Origin of the sequence: Pedobacter sp. KBW06 (assembly GCF_003852525.1) — a bacterium.
In the GTDB taxonomy this organism is placed as follows: domain Bacteria; phylum Bacteroidota; class Bacteroidia; order Sphingobacteriales; family Sphingobacteriaceae; genus Pedobacter.
In genome coordinates this window covers 1,037,068-1,055,810 of the sequence record NZ_QAJL01000003.1, presented here as the reverse complement: position 1 = coordinate 1,055,810, position 18,743 = coordinate 1,037,068, and the positions used below count along the sequence as shown (strand labels likewise).

The window sequence follows — 18,743 nt, the reverse complement described above, 5'->3', positions numbered from 1 at the left end:
AGGAGAGTTTTTAGTTTATATTGGTTTCTATTATGTTAAGGGCGTTTTGAATATCGGCTACAACTTCGATAACGGCAGTATTGCCAACCGCAATTTTGTTATCAATATCCAGGAGCTGAGGTTCATATTTGCTGTTGATTTCATTCAGGTCCTTTTGTTTCGAGCTGAGCTTTTCACGAAGTTCCAGGATGCTTTGTTCGATCTGCTGTACCTCTGCCGTAAGGCTTGCTTTTTCTTTTACCTGGCTTTGCTCAATACTTTGTTTTTCTGCCTGTTTAGCGGCGGTCTCTTTGTCAATTACTTTCTTTAGTTCAGTGGCATAATTTTGTCCGGTTCTGCTGAGCTTCTCTTTGTCCAGGGTTTTATCAACGTACTTTAAAGAGGTAAATGCGGCCTTTAAGGTTCCTGCATTTACACTGCCCATTTCTGCTGCTGCATTCCATACTTCAAAAAAATCAATTCCCGGCTGGTTGATCTTTTCCAGGATCTCCAATACTTTTAACTTCATCTGCTTTACATCTGTTGCCGGTAAATCAGAAGTGTTTTGTGTTAGATTTGTTTGGGGGTTCTTCGTTACAGGTTCAGCTGTTTTATTTGGTATAACCGGAGGTGCAGGGGCTTCTGGTGTAGCAGAAGTTTGTGGTTCCGGGCTGTCTTCAAAGATTAGTTTCTTTAAACTTCTTAAAATTCCAAAAGAATTGTTTTCTGGTTCCTCGCTCATAGCTGATGTTTATCTGTCGTTAAAAATAACAAAAAACGAATATAATGTACCGATTTATTTAAGCAGCTCTTATTCCGGGGAAATTAATTGAAAGCATGGCCATCTTTGAAATCAGCTAACGAAATGAGCAAAAGATCATGATTGCTTCATCACCAATAAAAGACAATATCTACGGATGAAAAATAATGACCGGGAATATGGCTATGGTTTTAAATTTTTCTTAAAGTCGGAAGGGCTGATCCGGATGAAACGTTTGAAGTTCCGGTTGAAATTGGTCAGGTTATTGAACCCACTTTGAAAGCAGATTTGTGATACTGTCAGGTGATCGTTGTACAAGAGCTTACAGGCATATCCAATTCTGACTTCATTTACAAAATGGGTAAAGGTCTTTTGTGTTCTGCCTTTAAAGTATTTGCAAAAGGAGGCCGTGGTCATATTGGCCATTGCAGCCGTTTGTTCCAGACTGATGTTCTGCGTGAAATTGTTCATTACATAATTATAAATCTTATCGATGCGCTGAACGTCTTTCTGGTTATGAGGATTGGTATAACCCGTACTGGAAAGGCATTCGTATTCCTTTGTACCGGATAGCAAGTCCAGAATGCTCAGCAAATGAATAATTCTTCTCAATCCTGCACTGAGGAGCAACTCATTCAAAATGGCAACGACCTCGTTTCTTGATTTTCCAAAAATACGGATGCCTCTTTGGATGTCTTTTAAAAGGTCATTGAATTTGCCCACCTCATTTGCGCCCAGAAAATTATCGTTCAGCCAGTCCAGACGGAAGTAGGTCACGATTGCTTTAACCTCCCGCTCACTCTCAGGTTCATAATATTCTTTATCGTTGTACATGACATGAGGCAGGTTCGGCCCCATAATGATCAGATCACCTTCGGAAAAGTTCTCAATACTGTCGCCGACAATTCTTCGCCCGTTACTTTTAGTCATCCATACCATTTCATATTCGTTGTGAAAATGTAAGGGATTGGTCAGACATTTTACATTCACCTCCTTTACAAAGATGCTTTCATGTAAAACGGTTTTAGTTTCGAATAAAAGTGGTTGCATAAGGTTAATTTGCTTTTTTATTCTGATAAATCAAAATAATTGACAATATAGTGTCAGCCTTGGGCAATTGATGGTGAGTTCCCGCAAGAAAGAGCAGGTAACTTGCTTAAAAAATATAGCCGATGATCTCATTGCACAACCCTACCAGCGAAGAGGAACTGATTGCCTCTATAAAAGCAGAACTTTTTACTGCGGTGATCGGCGACATTATGGACAAATTAGGTTTCCTGAACCAGTTTTTGCCACCTCAGGTCCAGCCATTGCGAAGCGATATGCTCATTGTAGGTAAGGCAATGCCGGTATTGGAAGCCGATGTTGTGGAGTCTGCAGAGCAGGGAAACAACCCTGTTTTACAAAAGCCATTTGGATTGATGCTCGAGGCTTTGGATGATTTGAAGAAAAACGAAGTGTACATCTGTACCGGATCGGCCCCTTCCTATGCCTTATGGGGAGAACTGATGAGCATGAGGGCGGTTAAACTGGGTGCTGCGGGAGCAGTAGTCAATGGTTATTCCCGCGATACAAATGGGATTCTGGAACTGAACTTTCCTGTTTTTTCTTATGGCAGTTATGCGAAAGATCAGGCACCAAGAGGGAAAGTGATCGACTTCAGAACGCCTATAGAAATGAATGGGGTGCTGATCCGGAATGGCGATTATGTGATTGGAGACCGGGATGGGGTTTGTATTGTTCCGAAAGCAGCCTCCGAAGAGATTTTCAGGCTTGCTTTTGAAAAAGCAAGGGGAGAGAAGGTGGTCTTTCAAAAAATCAAAGAAGGAATGTCGGCCAAAGCGGCATTTGAAACTTATGGGATTATGTAATGGAAAGCAGGATAAACAAAGACATCTAATGAACCTGCCCATGATCGCTTCATTACCATTAAAAAACAATGATGTACCAATGAAAAAAATCTAACTTTAAAATATAATGTTAAAACAATTACGCTGTCTTCCAATGCTGCTGCTGTTCGGCTTGGGAGCCGCTTACAGTCAGGAGTATAAAACAGTTCAAAATTACAGTGCGTCGGATTGCGGAGATTGCCTGCTCAGCAAAACAGGCCAGGCCTATACTTATACCCGACAGGAAATTCCTGCCGATGTCTTGCCGGTCAATGCGAAAGAAAGGGCAATTTTCTTTGCAGGCAGGATCTCCATTCCATTTAAGGTTGCTGATGTTAAAAGCAGTTATCAGCTGAGGGTCACCTATCTTTCTGATTCCAAAGACCGCAAGGTCAAAGTCGTGGCAGATCATGAGGTTCTGAGCAGTTCCCTGGCACTGCCTTACGGGAAAGCACTGACGGTCACTTACACTATTCCGGCTGCTGCCTGTCAGGATGGAGCGTTTATGTTCGATTTGATCGCAGTTTCCGGTGCAAATGTTCCGCTGAGCCGTTTGGAGATCTTGTCTACCGGGTCAAAACCTTTGGTGTACCAGGATGTCCTGGCAGAAAAGATCAGGAGCATCTCTTTTAAGCCGGAACGCTTATCGCCGGTTCCTGTACGTGTAGAAAACGTCAAATATCCTGTTTTGTCTTTAAACGGGACCTGGGATTTTAAGTATCAGACACAGCAGGGCAAAATTCAGGTTCCAGGAGAATGGGAAATGCAGGGTTATCATGTAGATTCTGCAGCGCAGGCCTCTTATACCACTTCTTTTGAACTTCCGGACGACTGGAAAGGCAAAAAGATCAAATTGCGTTTTGACGGAGTAAGTTCATATTGTGAAGTCCTGCTGAACGGGAAAACCCTCGGCAGGCATGAAGGTGGCTTTGTGATTTTTGAGATGGATGCCAGTGCTGCGGTAAAAGCAGGGACAAATAAAATAGAAGTAAAGGTGGCGAGTTTAACGGTTTCCGATAAGTTGGGTTGTGTATCTCAATATGCCGCACATACTGTAGGTGGAATTCTGAGAAAGGTGACTTTAACTGCATTACCGGAACTGAATATAGGTGAAATCTATCCTCAGGTAACCTTTGATAAAAACTATCAGCATGCCAGTCTCCATATCGACTATCAGGTTTTTAATGAATCAAAACTTGCCGCAGATGTTGCATTGAAATTTATATTGCTGGACCCGCAAGGAAAGGAACTCAGTATCAGCGGAAATGCCATGGAAAAGAAAGGGCTTCGTCCAAAGACAGATCTGAAAGGAATCCTCAGCATCCCCGTTAATCAACCGGAAAAATGGGATACAGAACATCCTTATCTCTACACTTTAGTCACTCAGTTGCTGAGTAAAGGAAAAGTCCTGCAGGAAAACAGACAAAAAATGGGTTTCAGGCAGATTGACATCCGGGGGAACCAGTTTTTCGTCAATAACAAAGCTATAAAGTTACATGGTGCCAACCGACATGATGTGACTGCGCTTGGCGGCAGAAGCCTGAGCGTGGCATTGAACCGGAAAGATGCCGAATTGTTCAGAAATGCCAATTGTAATTATATCCGTACTTCACATTATCCCCCTTCAGAAGAATTCCTGTCTGCCTGTGATTCTTTAGGAATGTTTGTCGAGGCTGAAGCCGCAATTACCTGGGTAGAACATCATGCCAGCCCGATCTGGAAAGAATGGAATTACCTGAACCCGGAATTTCTGCCTCATTTTCTAAGGGCTAATTTTGAGAATATTCGCGGAAACCGAAACCATCCTTCCATCATCATCTGGTCTATTGCCAATGAATCCCGTTGGAGCCCTTTATGGGATAAAGTAAACGCGGAGGTGAAAAAATACGATCCATTGCGCCCTACAGCTTTCCATGACCAGACTTATGGAGGCTTTAATAATGCGGGCAGTAAGGCCGATATCAGGAATATTCATTATCCTGGTTTGGGCGGGCCCGAGCAAACCGATAAATTTACAGACCGGCCGGTGCTGTTTGGGGAGTATTGCCATGTGCAGACCTATAACAGACTGGAGGAAGTAACGGATCCATATGTCCGTGTAGATTGGGGAAGGATGCTGCACCAGATGTACGATAAAATGTATACGCATGAGGCTTGCCTGGGTGGTGCCATCTGGGCCGGGATTGACGATATCTTTCATAAACCGGACAGTACCATTGTGGGCTATGGACCATGGGGCGCTGTTCTTGATAGCTGGAGAAGAGAGAAGCCGGAGTTCATTTCTGTAAGGAAATCGTACGCCCCTTTTGTGGTTCGTAATTTAAAGGAAGCGAGGCCAAATAATGGCATTCTGCTGCTGAAAATAGAGAACAGGTATAACTTCGCCAATTTAAAGGAAGGGCAGCTCAGATATACGGTTGATGGTGTGTCCAAGTCTGTAAGCCTGGATATTCCGGCAAGATCATCAGGGGATTTGGAACTGCAGGTACCCGATGATGCGAAGGTCGTTGGCATCACTTTTACCGACCCGAGGGGATTCATCACCCAGGAAGAACAAATGGTTTTTTCTGCTGCAGGAATGGCCATCCCGCTGGAATCAAATGTTGCCGTTAAATTTAAGAAATCCGGTGATCAGATTGTATTGAGCCGTGGCACACAAAAATATACGTTCGATAAAAATAAAGGCCTGGTAACTGACCATAAAATTCTTGGCGGGATTGCCATGATGGTGGTTCCGATGAATGGCGATGATGGTGGGGCACCTCATATCGCTGGGAACAATTATCAGCGAAACATCAAGCCGATTTTATATCAGCCGGAAGGGAACTGGAAAACGGGTTCGCTGACTGCCTCAAAAGATCAGGAGTCGGTTCATGTTAAAGTAGAAGGCAGTTACAATTACCTGAAAGGTGCTTTTAACTATACGTTTCTGGCAGATGGAACGATTGAAATTGAATACGATTTTAAGGTGACCGATACGCTGAACATCAATCCCAGACAATGGGGCTTGGCTTTCGAACTGCCCTCAGATTTCCAGCATTTAAATTATTCGAGTAAAGGATATTGGAGCGTTTATCCGGAACACGATATCGCCAGAACTGCCGGAGACATCCGGGCCTTGCCGGTGCATCAGAAATATGTGGAAGCTCCTTTGCAGGTTCCTGTGGGCCCCTGGTCTGCTGATGCAAATGACTTGGGAAGCCGGGATTTCAGAAGTACCAAAGCCAATATTTATCATGCCGGATTGAGCAACGACAAAGGAGAGCGGCTCACGGTTTATAGTGATGGAACGCAAAGTGCGAGAAGCTGGATTGATGGTAATAAAACAAGGTTTCTGCTGGCAGAGTTAAATGGAGGTGGTTCTGATGGCTTCTTTGCGGGTTATTACAGCAAAGAACGCAGGCCTTTAAAAATGGGTTCTGAATTAAAAGGAAAAATTAAGCTTAAATTAGAGGGATCTAAATAAAAGGATCTAAACAATATATGGTAATGAAACCATTATGATCTGTAAGATCATACAACGAAATGAACACGAGATCATAATCGCTTCATAACCGATAAAAAACAAATATATACTGATGAAAATCACTGAGGTAAAAGTCTGGCTGGTAGAGGGGGTTAAATACAACTGGACTTTATTAAAGATTTATACAGATACCGGACATACCGGGGTTGGAGAAGCAACGAACTGGCCGGGGAGTCCGATTGTCTACCATGCGGCCAAACATGTTGGAGAAAGGATTATAGGCCTGGATCCGATGAAAACAGATTTCATCTGGACCAAGCTTTACCGTGATTTAAACTGGATGGGCCCTTATGGTGCCAGCCTGTGTGCGATTAGTGGTATAGATATGGCCTTACTGGACCTTAAAGGAAAAGTATTGGGAGCGCCATGTTATGAACTGCTGGGTGGCGCTTTTCGGAAAGATATTTTACTCTATGCCAATTACTGGTTTACCGGTGGCGGACACAATGAGGCAGATTATGCAGCCCAGGCCTTAAAGGTTAAAGAAGCCGGATTTACAGGCTTAAAGTTTGATCCTTTTGCCCATACGAACTACTTGTATGGGGAAGACCTGTCTTCGAACCTTACCCTTACAGCAGAACAGCAGGATTTGGCTTTCAATGTCAGCAAGGCAGTACGTGATGCCGTCGGACCTGAGTTCGACATCATGATTGAAACCCATGCCATGTTAAACTATCGCGTTGCGGTAAAAATGGCGCAACGTTTATCGGCACTGGACATCACCTGGTATGAAGAACCTGCCGGACCTGAAAGTGCCGACAACCTGCGGGCCATGAGGGAAAGAATTCCATCGAACGTTTCGATCTGTGTAGGAGAAAGACACTATACCAGACATGGCATCAGACCTGTTTTAGAAAAGAATATTTGCGACATCATGATGCCTGATATTACTCGTTGTGGGGGTCCTTCAGAAATGAAACGCATGGCAACCATGATGGAGGCTTATAATGTTTTGCTGGCACCACACAATCCAAACGGACCTTTATCTACCCTGGCAAGCGCACATGTTTGTGCTTCGGTTCCGAACTTTTTCAGACAGGAGTTTATGTTTAATGATGTGCCCTGGAGAGACGAGGTGATCAGCCATCCGATTGGAAATATGGTTAACAATGGCCATTTACAGTTGTCCGACAGACCAGGTCTGGGGGTAGATCTGGTAGAAGAAGAAATGGAGAAACACCCAGGGATTCTGGTTCCGAGGCCAGGTTTTTACGTTTAAAATAACATCATCATCATGGCTTTGCAAATTGATTTAAAAGGGAAACAGGCAGTCGTTACCGGAGTGAGTTCGGGGATAGGTCTGGGCATCGCAAAAATGCTGGCCAGAGCTGGCTGTAGGGTTACCGGATGTGCATTGGATGCTGCCGGCAGTGCAGGAGCGAATTTGTTCCTCGATACCCTTAAAGCGGAAGGTGCTTCGGGCCAGTATATACAGGCGGATCTCAGCAAAGCAGAAACGCTGGAAACACTCGTTGCAGCTGCGGCAAAAGACGGCGGAATAGACATCCTGGTTTCCAATGCCGGGAAGAACTTTTTTCAAGGCGCGGCAGAATGTGGGGAACAGGAATGGCAGGACAACCTGAACCTGAACCTGAGTTCGCACTGGCGACTGGCCAAATTGTGCCGTCCTTACCTCGAACAGAGAGGGGGAGTGATCCTGATCATGACCTCCAATCATGCCAATCATACGATTCCGGGATGCTTTCCTTATAACCTTGCCAAGACTGCACTGACCGGATTGGTAAGAAGTCTGGCCATTGAATGGGGCCCCGCAATTCGTTGTGTAGGGATCGCACCTGGATTTATCGATACCCCTGGAAATCAGAGCTGGTTCGATTCCTTTGCAGACGCTGAACAGGAAAGACAAAGAACGGTTGACCTTCATCCGGTAAAAAAACTGGGAACCACAGAAGAAATAGGGGCCTGGTGTGCTTTTCTGGCCAGCGATTATGCGGCATTTGCATCCGGAACCACTTATCCCATTGATGGGGGAAGAAGTGCGTTAATGCAGGACAATTAGTCCTGATGGCAATATGGTGTCAGCATTGGACACTCCATGTAAAGTGATCATTCTCAGGGAGGTTTATATTCGTTTGTTCTTGTTAACCAGAAGAACATTAAAGAATCATTAACCTAAACAAACCTTAGATGAAAAAACATGCTTGCCTCCTGCTGTTCGCAGTAGCCTTTCTATTCGCCTGTAAAAAAAGCGATGTTCCCGGAGTACCTGTTGACGAAGTTCCAATAGATACGGGATACCATTACAAATCTGATTATGCGTATAACCTGAATGTGGTTTATTTCATTGCTTCCGGTAAAACGGCCAATGATGATTACCACCGCAGGATCAGTGAAATGATGCTTCAAGGCCAGGAATTCTATGGAAAATGGATGAAACACTGGGGATTTGGAGACAAAAGCTTTGGATTGCTGAAAGATGTGGCAAAAAAGAGGATCAAGATCGTAGAGATCAGAGGAAAATTAGATCAGTCTAATTATTCCTATAATGGCGGAGCAGGTAATGTCCTCAAAGAAATAGACGAATATTTCGTGGCACATCCGACGGAAAAAACGAGTGACCATACCCTCATCATCATGTGCGTTCAAGACATTCAGGCAGATAATGCCCCTTTTTACGGATTGGGCCGTAACTGTTTTGCTCTGGATTATCCGGGAATGGACATTAAAGATCTGGGCACCGGTACAGCAGCCGGGGATAAAGCAACAGGCTGGATCGGCGGACTAATGCATGAGCTTGGCCATGGCATCAATTTACCTCATAATGGGGGGCAAAAATCAGAAAATGCACAATTTGGAACTTCATTGATGGGGGCGGGGAACTCAAGTTATGGGAAAACGCCAACTTACCTGACCAAAGCGGATTGCGCGATTCTGAACAACAATCAGGTCTTTAGTAAAGTCACGAAAACAGATTGGTACAGCCCTTTCAATGCGTCAATCAACCATTTGAATGCCAAATACGAAGGCGGAAATATTGTAATTTCCGGACGTTTGTCCGCTGCAGGTTCCGTTAATTACATCAATTTTTATAACGATGGGAATAAAAACGGAATCGGTGGAAATAAAGACTATGATGCCGTTCTCTGGTCTACGCAAAAAATTGGGGTAGACAGTTTCTATGTCAGCATGCCTTTGACTGAGTTTAGCAATACAGAAGATTATGCTTATGAGTTAAGGATCATGCTCTGCAGTGAAAACGGAAGCCTGCTGAATGTTCCTTATCCTTATGAAATCAAAAACGGAAGCCCGGTTATTGATTTCGGGGATAAAAACGAATATGCGAAAACAAACTGGCAGGTGACTGATTTCAGTTCAGAGGAGACGGTGGAGGAAAATGGAAAGGTAACCAACCTCCTGGATAGGAACAATACCACTGCCTGGGTGACGCGCTGGAATAACAATGCACCGACCTTTCCGCATCACTTTGTGGTCAATATGGGCCAGGCATTGGCAGCAGATGGGTTTGTATTTACCCAGCGTGGAGGAAGCAGTAAAATAAAAGACATGCAGATTCTGACGAGTAGCGACAATATCGCCTGGACGGTACTGGGGAATTATGTGTTGAAAGACCTGGGAGGGCCACAGTTCATTTATTTGCCCGCTACAAAGACCTTTAAATATTTTAAGGTAATCGTTACCTCCGCTACTGATGGTCGTCAGTACGCTTCGCTCGCAGAAGTTGGCGTGTTTAAAAATTAATCTGAGTCAGATTAATGCCCTGGTTGGGGATCAGCAGGTACGTTTGGTCACGTACCTGCTTTTTTATGAATTGATTTTCAGACAGCTGCAGGAGCAGGCATCATGCTGAAATAGCGGTAGCGTTTTTTGGAGAGGTACCTGCAGAATTGAAACAATGTATTACATTAGCATATAAATCAACAATCGCTAAATGGTGGAGCAAAATCTAATCAGCATTATTTCAATCGTTGCCGTTTTTGTGTCCTTGCTTTTGTCCTTTTTCCTGTTAACGGTCTCCACAAATAATAAATTGGGAAACGTCCTTCTTGCTGGTTTCATCATTCTGAACGCAGTGGACCTTAGCGGATGGTTTATCTATCCCCTTACCCAGCATTATCCTGATCTGGAAGTGTTCAGGAGGACCACTTCTGCTTTAATTAACCCCTTGTTTTTTCTGTATGCCTTAGCGGTTTGTTATTCTGATTTTAAGCTGAAACCCAGGCATCTGCTGCATGCGATTCCTTTTGTGATCGAAAACCTGTACCTGACCAGTGTCTTTTACCTGGTATCAGCGGAGGATAAAACCAGCTTTTTAAATAACCAGGGTGGTTTTACTGCAGGCATAGTACACCTGGTTGTTGGTCACCTTCAATTTGCATTTTACATCATCGCTATCTTTCTTGTGCTGAGGAAGTATAAAAAGGTCTATCTGGAGAATTATACCAATAGCGCTACGATTACTTACAAATGGTTGTTTCAGCTGACTGTTGTGATTACCATTGTGCATACCATTGTGATGTTTAAAGACCTGCTGTTGTTTAGCGGTTCTTCTGATATTTTTAACGGGGCGCAAATTTTTGTGGGCGTCAATGCGGTATTTATCCTGTGCTGGTTTGTGATGAAGGCGCTGTACTATCCGGACCTTTTCAGAGGGGTAGACTCCAGGCTTCAGCCAATTGAAAATATGATTGCGCTGCCAGAGGAAGAAAGCGGGTTGCAAAAACAGGAATTGAGTGTAGAAAATCAGGAAAAGATCGGACGTCTGAAAGCATATATGAGTCGGATGGAGCCTTATCTTGAGCCCTCTTTAACTGTTCAGGACCTTGCGCTGCAAATGGAAATGCCGGTACGTGATTTATCGATTCTCATCAACCATCACCTTGATCAGCACTTTTTTGATTTCGTGAACGAATACCGCATTCAAAAAGCAATGGCGATCTTAAAAGATCCTTCAAAAACTGAGCTAAATATTCAGGAGGTTTTATACCAGGTTGGGTTCAATTCAAAATCTTCTTTCAATACGGCCTTTAAAAAATACACCAACCTGACGCCTACGCAGTTTCGCAATTCTTTGGTTTGATGTTGTTTGTAATCAATTGATTGTGTTTCTCTCTCAGGCGGATTTGTAAAAAGTCGTACACCTTTGTATAAAGTCGAACCGATTTCTTCATGGAAAAAGAGTTCGACTTTTTTTTGTCGAACCTTTCTCTTGCTGCACCTCAGCACCTTTGTTTCGAACAAAAAATAAAAACATGAAGCGTATTGTACTATTCCTCCTGATCTTATTGCCATTCCTGGCAAGCCCACAAATAAAAATTAAAGGAAAGGTGAAAAACAGCAGTGCTCCCCTGGCCTGGGCAAATGTCATCTTAAGCAATTCTGAAGGGAAACTGGTCAAAGGAACATTGACAAAAGACGATGGTACTTTTGAACTGGACGTTAAAAGCGGAGCTTACAAAATTAAGGTCAGCTATTTGGGACTGGGCGATTGGTCGCTAAATCTGGCTCCTGAAAAGGAATTAGATCTGGGGGAAATTGTATTGAAAGAAAACACCGGAAATCTGGAAGGGGTTCTGGTTGTTGCGCGGAAGAAACTCATCAGCTATAAAGCCGACCGTTTAATCTTTGATGTTGAAAGCAGTATTGCTGCGGAAGCTGGAGATGGCATTTCTGCAATCAGTGCCGCCCCTGGTGTACTGGTACAAAACAACGCCATCAGTATGCTCGGAAAAGGGGCCTCGCGTGTGATGCTGGATGGGCGAATGGTGGAGCTGTCCGGAGATGACCTGATCAGCTTTCTGAAATCCATATCGGCAAAAGACATCAAGCAGGTGGAAGTGATCAGCAATCCTCCGGCAAAATATGAGGCTGGAGGAGAAGGAGGGCTGATCAATATCATTTTAAAGAAAGGAGCAAGGGATTCCTGGAAAAATTCTACCACTTTATCCTACGATCAAAACAGTTATGGACTCGTCACTTTGAGGAACAACTACTTATACCATAAAAACAAAGTCAGGTTTTCCATTAGCGGGGGCGGAACAATGGGAAACAGTAAGGTGCTGCAGGAACTGAATACCAGCTATCCTTCCGGTCTCTGGGAATTGAAATACGATGGAAAACAAAGGGAAGACAAGCTTTCCGGGCGACTGGCATTTGATTATGACCTCTCAGAACGGACGAGTGTCGGGATTCAATACCTGGGAAATGACCAGACACCGGATTCTAAAGATTTTGCGGGTATAAAAATTCACAACAGGATGGGGCAGGTCGATTCCTTGCTGATCAATCAGGGGGCTAGAAAGCTCCGTTCCGGAAACCATACCTACAATGCACACCTGGTTTCCAGGTTAGATACATCGGGCCGGAAAATTTCAGCGGATCTGGATTACTTTACTTATAATTCTAAGATAGATAACCGTTTTGTAGCCAATGTTTTTTCTCCGGACATGACTTTTCTGAATACCAGTCAGGCGGCAAGGAATGTTTCGGCCAGGACGATAAATAACCTGAGCGCAAAGGTCGATATGGAGCAGCCCCTAAAGTTTATGAATTTGTCGTACGGCGCTAAAATCAGCTTTATAAAAAGTAAAGGTGACATTCACTACTTCAATACCATTTCCGGATTCCCGGTTTTAGATGAAGGCCGTTCCAATGAATTTCGTTATCAGGAGAACAACCAGGCGGTCTATGTAAACGGAGTTAAAGATTTTAGCCCTGAGCTGAGCGTTCAGTTCGGACTGAGGCTTGAAAATACAACAACTGAAGGGGAATCGGAAACGTTAAACGAGCGAAACAAAAACAGTTACCTGAAGTTGTTTCCTACCTTTTACGGTGCTTATAAACCGAATGTCAGCCATAGTTTCCTTTTCAATTATGGAAGAAGGATCAACAGACCTGATTTCGGAGTATTAAACCCTTTCCGCTCCTACATCAACAGCAACAGTTATTCTGAAGGAAACCCTTTCCTGAAACCTTCTTTCAGTGATAACTTTGACTTTAGTCATGTCTATAAAGGGGTATGGAGGACAAATGTTTTCTTTAACATCACGACCGAGGGATATGGGCCGGTATTTAGCTCCGATCCGGAAACCAATACCCTTGTGCTGACAAGGGAAAACTATTATCAGGAGCAATATTTTGGACTAGGGGAGAACTATAGCCTTCAGCTGACTTCCTGGTGGCAAAGTGAGAATTCTGTCTACCTTTTAGGTTCAAAAACTAAGTTTACAAGCGGAATCAATGCCAGTCCTAAAAATACTGCGCAGCTGTATTTCTCGACAGGTCATACTTTTTCCCTGAGGGAATCGACAAAGCTGCAGGTAGATTACCGCTACAGTTCTTCTTTTAAAAGAGGGCTATATGAATTTGATGCCATGTCTGGCTTAAACATTGGCCTGCGACAAACGTTTGTAAAAAACAACCTGCAGGTATCGATGCTGGTTAACGACGTATTTAACCGGAACTACTTGAAAAATTATACTTCAGTGCTGAACGGAATCAGGCAGGTATATAATGAAAATAACAGCAGCAGGTTTTTCCGGATTTCCCTGACTTACAATTTTGGAAACGATAAGGTAAATGTAAAGGAACGCAGTTTTGGAAATGATGAAGAACGAAAAAGAACAAACTAGCCTTACCCGGTATGTTTATAGGTGCTTTCAGTATGGTCATGGAGTTTGTTGGCAATGCTTTTAATGGAGTTGTCCAGATTCTGAGCTGAATCAAAAAGAGCATCTTCCAGCTCTACGTAGGTTGTCTTTTTATCTTCGCTCATTTGGATGACCATGATGATGCCCTGGATATTACTCAGGTACCTTCTGACTTCGTGAGAATTCATGAACGAAATTTCTTTATTTAATTTATTGTACATGAGTTCATTGTATTTCTTCTTGATCCGTACTGATCTATAAAGTAGAAAGAGTACAATGATGACCATTGCTGCAACGATCATCAGTAAAATGAAATAGTTTTTTTTGACTTTGAGGTTTTCCTCTGCCAGGACATACTTGTTTTTAATTTCATCGTATTTCAGAAAGGTAAGTACACTGCCCGTCTTCATGATGTTTTCTGCATTGAGTAAAGACTGATCCATTCCCTGCTCATAATAGCGGGAAGACAATTTAAAATTGCCTTCTTTTTGATAGGCATCACCGAGTAATTCATAAAGAATACTTCTGGTATACCCGGGGTTCTTCAGGCTTGGGGAGGACAGGATTTTGAAGGTGAGTTCTTTAGCTTTAGTTGTTTTGTTGAATAGCAGATAGGCCCGGGCCAGGTGAATGCTGGTATACAGATGGTCATCATCCCTGAAATTATTCATGACCAGTTTGATGGCATCGATTGCTGCGGGATCTTTTTTAAGCAAAAGCTCCATATACCGGAGCCTGTGCTCCACGATTACGTCGTAAGGAAAACGCTTTTCTCCTTTGATTACCTTTTGTGTATAATGCTGCAGGGAATCCAGGTTTTGAAGATAGAAATAGGTGATGGCCTTATTTTGATAGATGACGCTGGGAACAAAGTTTTTGTAATACTTAAGAGAAAGTGAGGTTGCCTGGTTTAATGAAGAGATCGCTTCATGGTAGAGGTTGTTCTTGATGTAAAGGTCGGCAATGTTGTTGTAGTTGAAAATGAGGCGGGTGGTATCGCGGTGTTTTTGAAGAATTTTTCCCACCATGAGGTAACTCTCCATCGCGCCCATGTAATTTTCCAGACCGGTTTCAATAAATGCGAGGATGCCCAGCAACCTTGATAATTGTGGTTTCCATTCTCCTGTTTCTTTCAGGGCAAGGAGAATATACTGTTTTGCTTTTTCGGGATTTCTTAACTTTTTTGCCGCGAGTGCCTCTATTTCATAGGCAAATATTTTCTTAGCCACGATATTGCTTTCCGAAAGTGCAGCCAGGAGCTGATTCTTATTTATCGTGATGTGATCGGTATCGGAGGCTGTAATGATGTAAGTTATGGTAAGTTGGTATAAATAATCCTGAGCAACTTTCGGACTGAGTTCAGGAAGCTTTTTTATTTTTTCCGATAAGCCTTCGTCTGCATAACCGCTTAAAGAAAAGAACAGGGAAAGCAACATTAAAATGAGTGTCCTTAATGCCGGTATTTTCATTTCTATTTTTTTAAGTGTAATGTCATTCAAAACCGGTTTAAAAATGTTAAATAAAAATTACAATTAAGCAGAATTGATGATCACTTTAAATAATAGATATAAAATGTCTTGTTTGGAAAAGGGTTCCAATGTTTTGATTATCTTAAGCAGGTTTTGATCGCAGATGCTATGAATTTTAATATGGATGTCCAGTCCTACAGGGACTTGAATATATTTACCAGCACTTCCGGGTCAGATCCGATATTCAATATCTTCCGGGAGAGCAGGACTTTAGGAGGAAGAGAGGTGATCCGGACAATGATGGGGCAGCCTTCCACAGACCTGGACTTTCTGAACCGCCGGAAAGAGGCGATCCAATATTTTTCTGAACAGCGGATTGCCCTGGACATCAGACCGGAGCAGCTGGACCTGATTGAACACTATCTAAAATTTAATAAAGCCTATTCCAGAAATAACCTGCTGGATTCCCTGGTTGATTTCCTCAGGAGCAGATCTGGCAATGATTATTATACCATCAGTACAGGGCTTCGTCATTTAATCCGCCTGTTAAAATATCTTGACGGTTTTATCAACACATTGTTGTCAGAGGCCGCACCTGAGTATCTGCAGGGGCTTGGCCAAAGGATCAGCGGGATCATCAATTCGGAGGCTTTAAAAGGAGCAAGGGAATGGAATGAAAAGAAGTTGCGCTTTTATCAGGTTAGCCGGCTTGACCATGTTTGTCGTGGAAAGGAGAAAACAGCAATGAAAGAATTGATCCAGCTGGTCTATGAACTGGATGCTTTTGAAACGATCTCCAACGTAGCCCTTAAAAAGGGATGGTGTTTTCCGGTTTATTCTGCTGATGAGGAGGTAAGGGTTACGTTAACAGGCATGTTTCATCCTGAGCTGGCGCAACCGGTTAGTAATGATCTGTTATTGAAAAAAGAGGAAAACATTACTTTCCTGAGCGGATCAAATATGGCGGGCAAATCCTCCTTATTGAAATCTCTGGGCCTCGTGATTTACCTGTCGCACCTCGGCTTCCCGGTACCTGCGGAGAGAATGGAAACGACCATTTTTAACGGCTTGCTGACGACGATCAATTTACCGGACAACATCGGTCAGGGCCTCAGCCATTATTACAGCGAAGTGAAGCGGGTGAAAGCGGCTGTCAGCAGTTTACTTGAGCAGGATCGAATGTTTATCATCTTTGATGAGCTGTTCCGGGGAACGAATGTAAAAGATGCTTTTGATGCTTCTCTTTTAATTATTTCTGAGCTTTCCCGGATTCACAATTCTATATTTTTTATCTCCACGCATATCGTTGAACTGGCAGCCGAACTCCGGCATTTTGAAAACATCTCCTTCAAATACATGGATACCTTTTTCAAAGACGAGCGGCCGGTATTTACCTATAAGCTAAAAGAAGGGGTTTCGAAAGAACGTTTGGGCATGTACATTATTCAACAGGAGGGGATCATCGACATCATCCGCCAGGTGTCTAAAAAGAAAGGCGATCTGTCATCGTGCTGATGTGGTCATTTTCGTTGTTCAGCTCATCTGCTTTTTTCGCCTGCTCAACGGCCCAGTTAAGTAATTCCCGGTCTTTTTGTGCTACCGCGATCTGTGCGATTCTGTAATAGGTATAGGCCAGGTAATCGGGAGTTCTGACGGCACATTTAATGGCCTTCATATAGTATTTAAGTGCTTCCGTATTTTTCTGTTGACTGCCTTTCATTCGCCCTAAAATATACAGCAGCGAGAATTCAACGCCATATTTGTCTGTTTTTGATAAGCTGTCAATATAGGAAAGTGCTAATTTTTCGGCGGCCTCATACTGCTGTTCTATCCGGAGTTTCTGTACGGCTGATACTTTAGCCATTGCGTATGCTGCTGGTTTCAGGCTTTCCTCCCAATGGATGATTTTAAAATGGGGATCTGTCTTAACTGAGCTTACTTTCCCGCTGATGGGGATTTTTATACTGCTGACCGCTGTGCTGATCTCTACTTTTTTAAGGATACTTTCTCCATTTTCATAGCTGATGAGGAGGTCCATGGGCAAGCGGTAGCTGTTATTGATTTGTGTGATGGTGAGCAAGAGTTCTTTTTGTCCCTGGCGCCATTCGCTTTTCCATTCCGGAACGCCGGTCTGCTCAAACCATTGTTTAAAGAACCAGTCCAGGTTGCTTCCATAGGCTTGATTGATCTCCTTTGTGAAATCTTCCCAGCGGAGACCGGAAACCTGATATCTGGAGCTGATCTGATGAAGTGCCTGGTTGAATTTCTGCTTTCCCAGGGTTTCGGAGAGTAATTCCAATACCAGGAAGCCTTTGCTGTCCGCGATGATGTGGTCATTGCTACCGGTCAGATGTGTTAAGGCTTCATCATTTCCGGCTGCGGCATTCTTCAGGTAGCCAAAAGCAGACTGGTCATTGATATAACCGGGATATCCTGTTTTGCGGTAATCAAGGGCATGTTCAGGATCAAATTTCTGAACCACCTGGAATGAACCGTATTGTGCCATTCCTTCCGAAAGTATGGCTTCTCCTTTTTCTCCCTTCGCCATGATCAGGTTGCCCCACCATTGATGGGCAAGCTCATGACCGAACAAGGCATAATTAAACCGTCTGATGGCAGAACTGGGCATCAGGATGCCACCAAGTAAACTCGCCCCGCCAATTCCGGTTTGCTCGGAAACATGTTCCGGAAATTCAATGATGCTGAAGCCCGGGATTTTTAAGGGACCAAATTGCGTACTGAGAAAGGAGAGTACCTGCTCCGATTTGATGGCCACTTCTTCGTTATAAGCAGTATTGGCCAGGGTATAAGCATAGAAAGGAACAATTCCCTGGTAGGAATGTACTTTGTAGTTCCCAATGTATAAAGAGAAGATGTCCGGTTCTGTATAGCTGAATTCGACCGTTTTTCCTGGTCTGCCGGATAGGATTTTTGAAGTACTGGCTGCCATCACCGCAGTAAGGCCGGGGGCAGTGGTAACGGTAATAGTCCCTGTACCTCTTGTGTATTTTTTGCTGCCATCTTCAGCAAGGGAGTTGAGCTGGGGGTACCAGGCAGAACCATAACCACCCGCCATACAAAAAGTGGTATCTATGAAATATTGAAAGCTGCGTGTTGCGCCACGTTCATATTGATAATCAAATTCCAGCCGGCTGCCCGGGACCAGGCTTCGGGAAAACCTCAGTTGGTAAACGATATCGCCGGAATTATTTCTGGAGGTATCGGTTTTGCTGATTTTAACCTCCTGATTCAATAACCTGATGATGGGTGCTGTATTTCCTTTGCTGATGACAATCTGTACGGAATCTGATGAATAAGCCTCGGTAAGGAAAGATATTTTGCCTTTGACTGCAAAGCGGCCTGCTGTTAAATCCGCTGTTACCTCCATCTCATACCGGAGGTTTTTCTGAGTGTATCCCAGGCTGCTGAACATTAAAAGGCAAGCTAAAAACAGGTACTGATATCTGGTTTTGTAACGCATAATTTTTATCC

The 18,743-nt window shown here is 43.5% G+C and carries 12 protein-coding genes; 8 read left to right on the top strand and 4 right to left on the bottom strand.

Translation table 11 applies throughout. From position 1 onward, the window contains the following. Positions 1-10: 10 nt before the first annotated feature. Together DBR43_RS19180 and DBR43_RS19175 are read right to left on the bottom strand one after the other, a co-directional pair. The gene (locus DBR43_RS19180; RefSeq protein ID WP_124583713.1) at positions 11-721 is read right to left on the bottom strand and encodes a hypothetical protein; all 711 of its coding nucleotides are present in this window, start codon (positions 719-721) and stop codon (positions 11-13) included. A gap of 201 nt (positions 722-922) precedes the next feature. Continuing rightward, positions 923-1,789: an AraC family transcriptional regulator gene (locus tag DBR43_RS19175; protein WP_124583711.1), complete on the bottom strand. Its 867-nt coding sequence runs from the start codon at positions 1,787-1,789 to the stop codon at positions 923-925. 122 nt (positions 1,790-1,911) lie between these two features. On the opposite strand from DBR43_RS19175, the gene DBR43_RS19170 reads away from it, so the two are divergent. From DBR43_RS19170 to DBR43_RS19140, 7 genes are all read left to right on the top strand, one after another. Then, positions 1,912-2,610 (top strand): RraA family protein, encoded by a 699-nt coding sequence (locus DBR43_RS19170; protein ID WP_124583710.1) that lies wholly within the window; start codon positions 1,912-1,914, stop codon positions 2,608-2,610. A gap of 106 nt (positions 2,611-2,716) precedes the next feature. Then, complete coding sequence (locus tag DBR43_RS19165) at positions 2,717-6,094, top strand: glycoside hydrolase family 2 protein (RefSeq protein WP_124583709.1); 3,378 nt, start codon at positions 2,717-2,719, stop codon at positions 6,092-6,094. Positions 6,095-6,206: 112 nt separating this feature from the next. Then, entirely contained in the window at positions 6,207-7,373 is a 1,167-nt protein-coding gene (locus tag DBR43_RS19160) for a mandelate racemase/muconate lactonizing enzyme family protein (protein ID WP_124583707.1), read from the top strand. Positions 7,374-7,388: 15 nt separating this feature from the next. After that, positions 7,389-8,174, top strand: coding sequence for an SDR family NAD(P)-dependent oxidoreductase (locus tag DBR43_RS19155; RefSeq protein ID WP_124583705.1), 786 nt, complete (start codon positions 7,389-7,391; stop codon positions 8,172-8,174). A gap of 128 nt (positions 8,175-8,302) precedes the next feature. Further along, the gene (locus DBR43_RS19150; protein WP_124583703.1) at positions 8,303-9,874 is read left to right on the top strand and encodes a discoidin domain-containing protein; all 1,572 of its coding nucleotides are present in this window, start codon (positions 8,303-8,305) and stop codon (positions 9,872-9,874) included. A gap of 190 nt (positions 9,875-10,064) precedes the next feature. Continuing rightward, complete coding sequence (locus DBR43_RS19145) at positions 10,065-11,213, top strand: helix-turn-helix domain-containing protein (RefSeq protein ID WP_124583701.1); 1,149 nt, start codon at positions 10,065-10,067, stop codon at positions 11,211-11,213. Between the two features lie 172 nt (positions 11,214-11,385). Next, a complete protein-coding gene (locus DBR43_RS19140; RefSeq protein WP_124583699.1) occupies positions 11,386-13,764 on the top strand; it encodes an outer membrane beta-barrel family protein in 2,379 nt (792 codons plus the stop codon). A gap of 2 nt (positions 13,765-13,766) precedes the next feature. Here DBR43_RS19140 and DBR43_RS19135 read toward each other — a convergent pair whose 3' ends face one another. Further along, positions 13,767-15,251, bottom strand: a complete 1,485-nt coding sequence (locus tag DBR43_RS19135; protein ID WP_124583697.1) for a tetratricopeptide repeat protein — start codon at positions 15,249-15,251, stop codon at positions 13,767-13,769. Positions 15,252-15,419: 168 nt separating this feature from the next. Here DBR43_RS19135 and DBR43_RS19130 point away from each other — a divergent pair, with 168 nt between their 5' ends. Continuing rightward, a complete protein-coding gene (locus DBR43_RS19130; RefSeq protein WP_124583695.1) occupies positions 15,420-16,766 on the top strand; it encodes a MutS-related protein in 1,347 nt (448 codons plus the stop codon). On the opposite strand, the gene DBR43_RS19125 is transcribed toward DBR43_RS19130, so the two are convergent. Beyond that, entirely contained in the window at positions 16,735-18,732 is a 1,998-nt protein-coding gene (locus tag DBR43_RS19125; RefSeq protein ID WP_124583694.1) for a M1 family aminopeptidase, read from the bottom strand. The two genes, DBR43_RS19130 and DBR43_RS19125, sit on opposite strands and share 32 nt — an antisense overlap. Between the last annotated feature and the right edge of the window lie 11 nt (positions 18,733-18,743).

What these genes read in the sequence shown, in the direction of transcription:
- DBR43_RS19180 (WP_124583713.1), bottom strand. Translation starts at nt 721, where the DNA reads ATGAGCGAGGAACCAGAAAACAATTCTTTTGGAATTTTAAGAAGTTTA.
- DBR43_RS19175 (WP_124583711.1), bottom strand. Translation starts at nt 1,789, where the DNA reads ATGCAACCACTTTTATTCGAAACTAAAACCGTTTTACATGAAAGCATC.
- DBR43_RS19170 (WP_124583710.1), top strand. Translation starts at nt 1,912, where the DNA reads ATGATCTCATTGCACAACCCTACCAGCGAAGAGGAACTGATTGCCTCT.
- DBR43_RS19165 (WP_124583709.1), top strand. Translation starts at nt 2,717, where the DNA reads ATGTTAAAACAATTACGCTGTCTTCCAATGCTGCTGCTGTTCGGCTTG.
- DBR43_RS19160 (WP_124583707.1), top strand. Translation starts at nt 6,207, where the DNA reads ATGAAAATCACTGAGGTAAAAGTCTGGCTGGTAGAGGGGGTTAAATAC.
- DBR43_RS19155 (WP_124583705.1), top strand. Translation starts at nt 7,389, where the DNA reads ATGGCTTTGCAAATTGATTTAAAAGGGAAACAGGCAGTCGTTACCGGA.
- DBR43_RS19150 (WP_124583703.1), top strand. Translation starts at nt 8,303, where the DNA reads ATGAAAAAACATGCTTGCCTCCTGCTGTTCGCAGTAGCCTTTCTATTC.
- DBR43_RS19145 (WP_124583701.1), top strand. Translation starts at nt 10,065, where the DNA reads ATGGTGGAGCAAAATCTAATCAGCATTATTTCAATCGTTGCCGTTTTT.
- DBR43_RS19140 (WP_124583699.1), top strand. Translation starts at nt 11,386, where the DNA reads ATGAAGCGTATTGTACTATTCCTCCTGATCTTATTGCCATTCCTGGCA.
- DBR43_RS19135 (WP_124583697.1), bottom strand. Translation starts at nt 15,251, where the DNA reads ATGAAAATACCGGCATTAAGGACACTCATTTTAATGTTGCTTTCCCTG.
- DBR43_RS19130 (WP_124583695.1), top strand. Translation starts at nt 15,420, where the DNA reads ATGAATTTTAATATGGATGTCCAGTCCTACAGGGACTTGAATATATTT.
- DBR43_RS19125 (WP_124583694.1), bottom strand. Translation starts at nt 18,732, where the DNA reads ATGCGTTACAAAACCAGATATCAGTACCTGTTTTTAGCTTGCCTTTTA.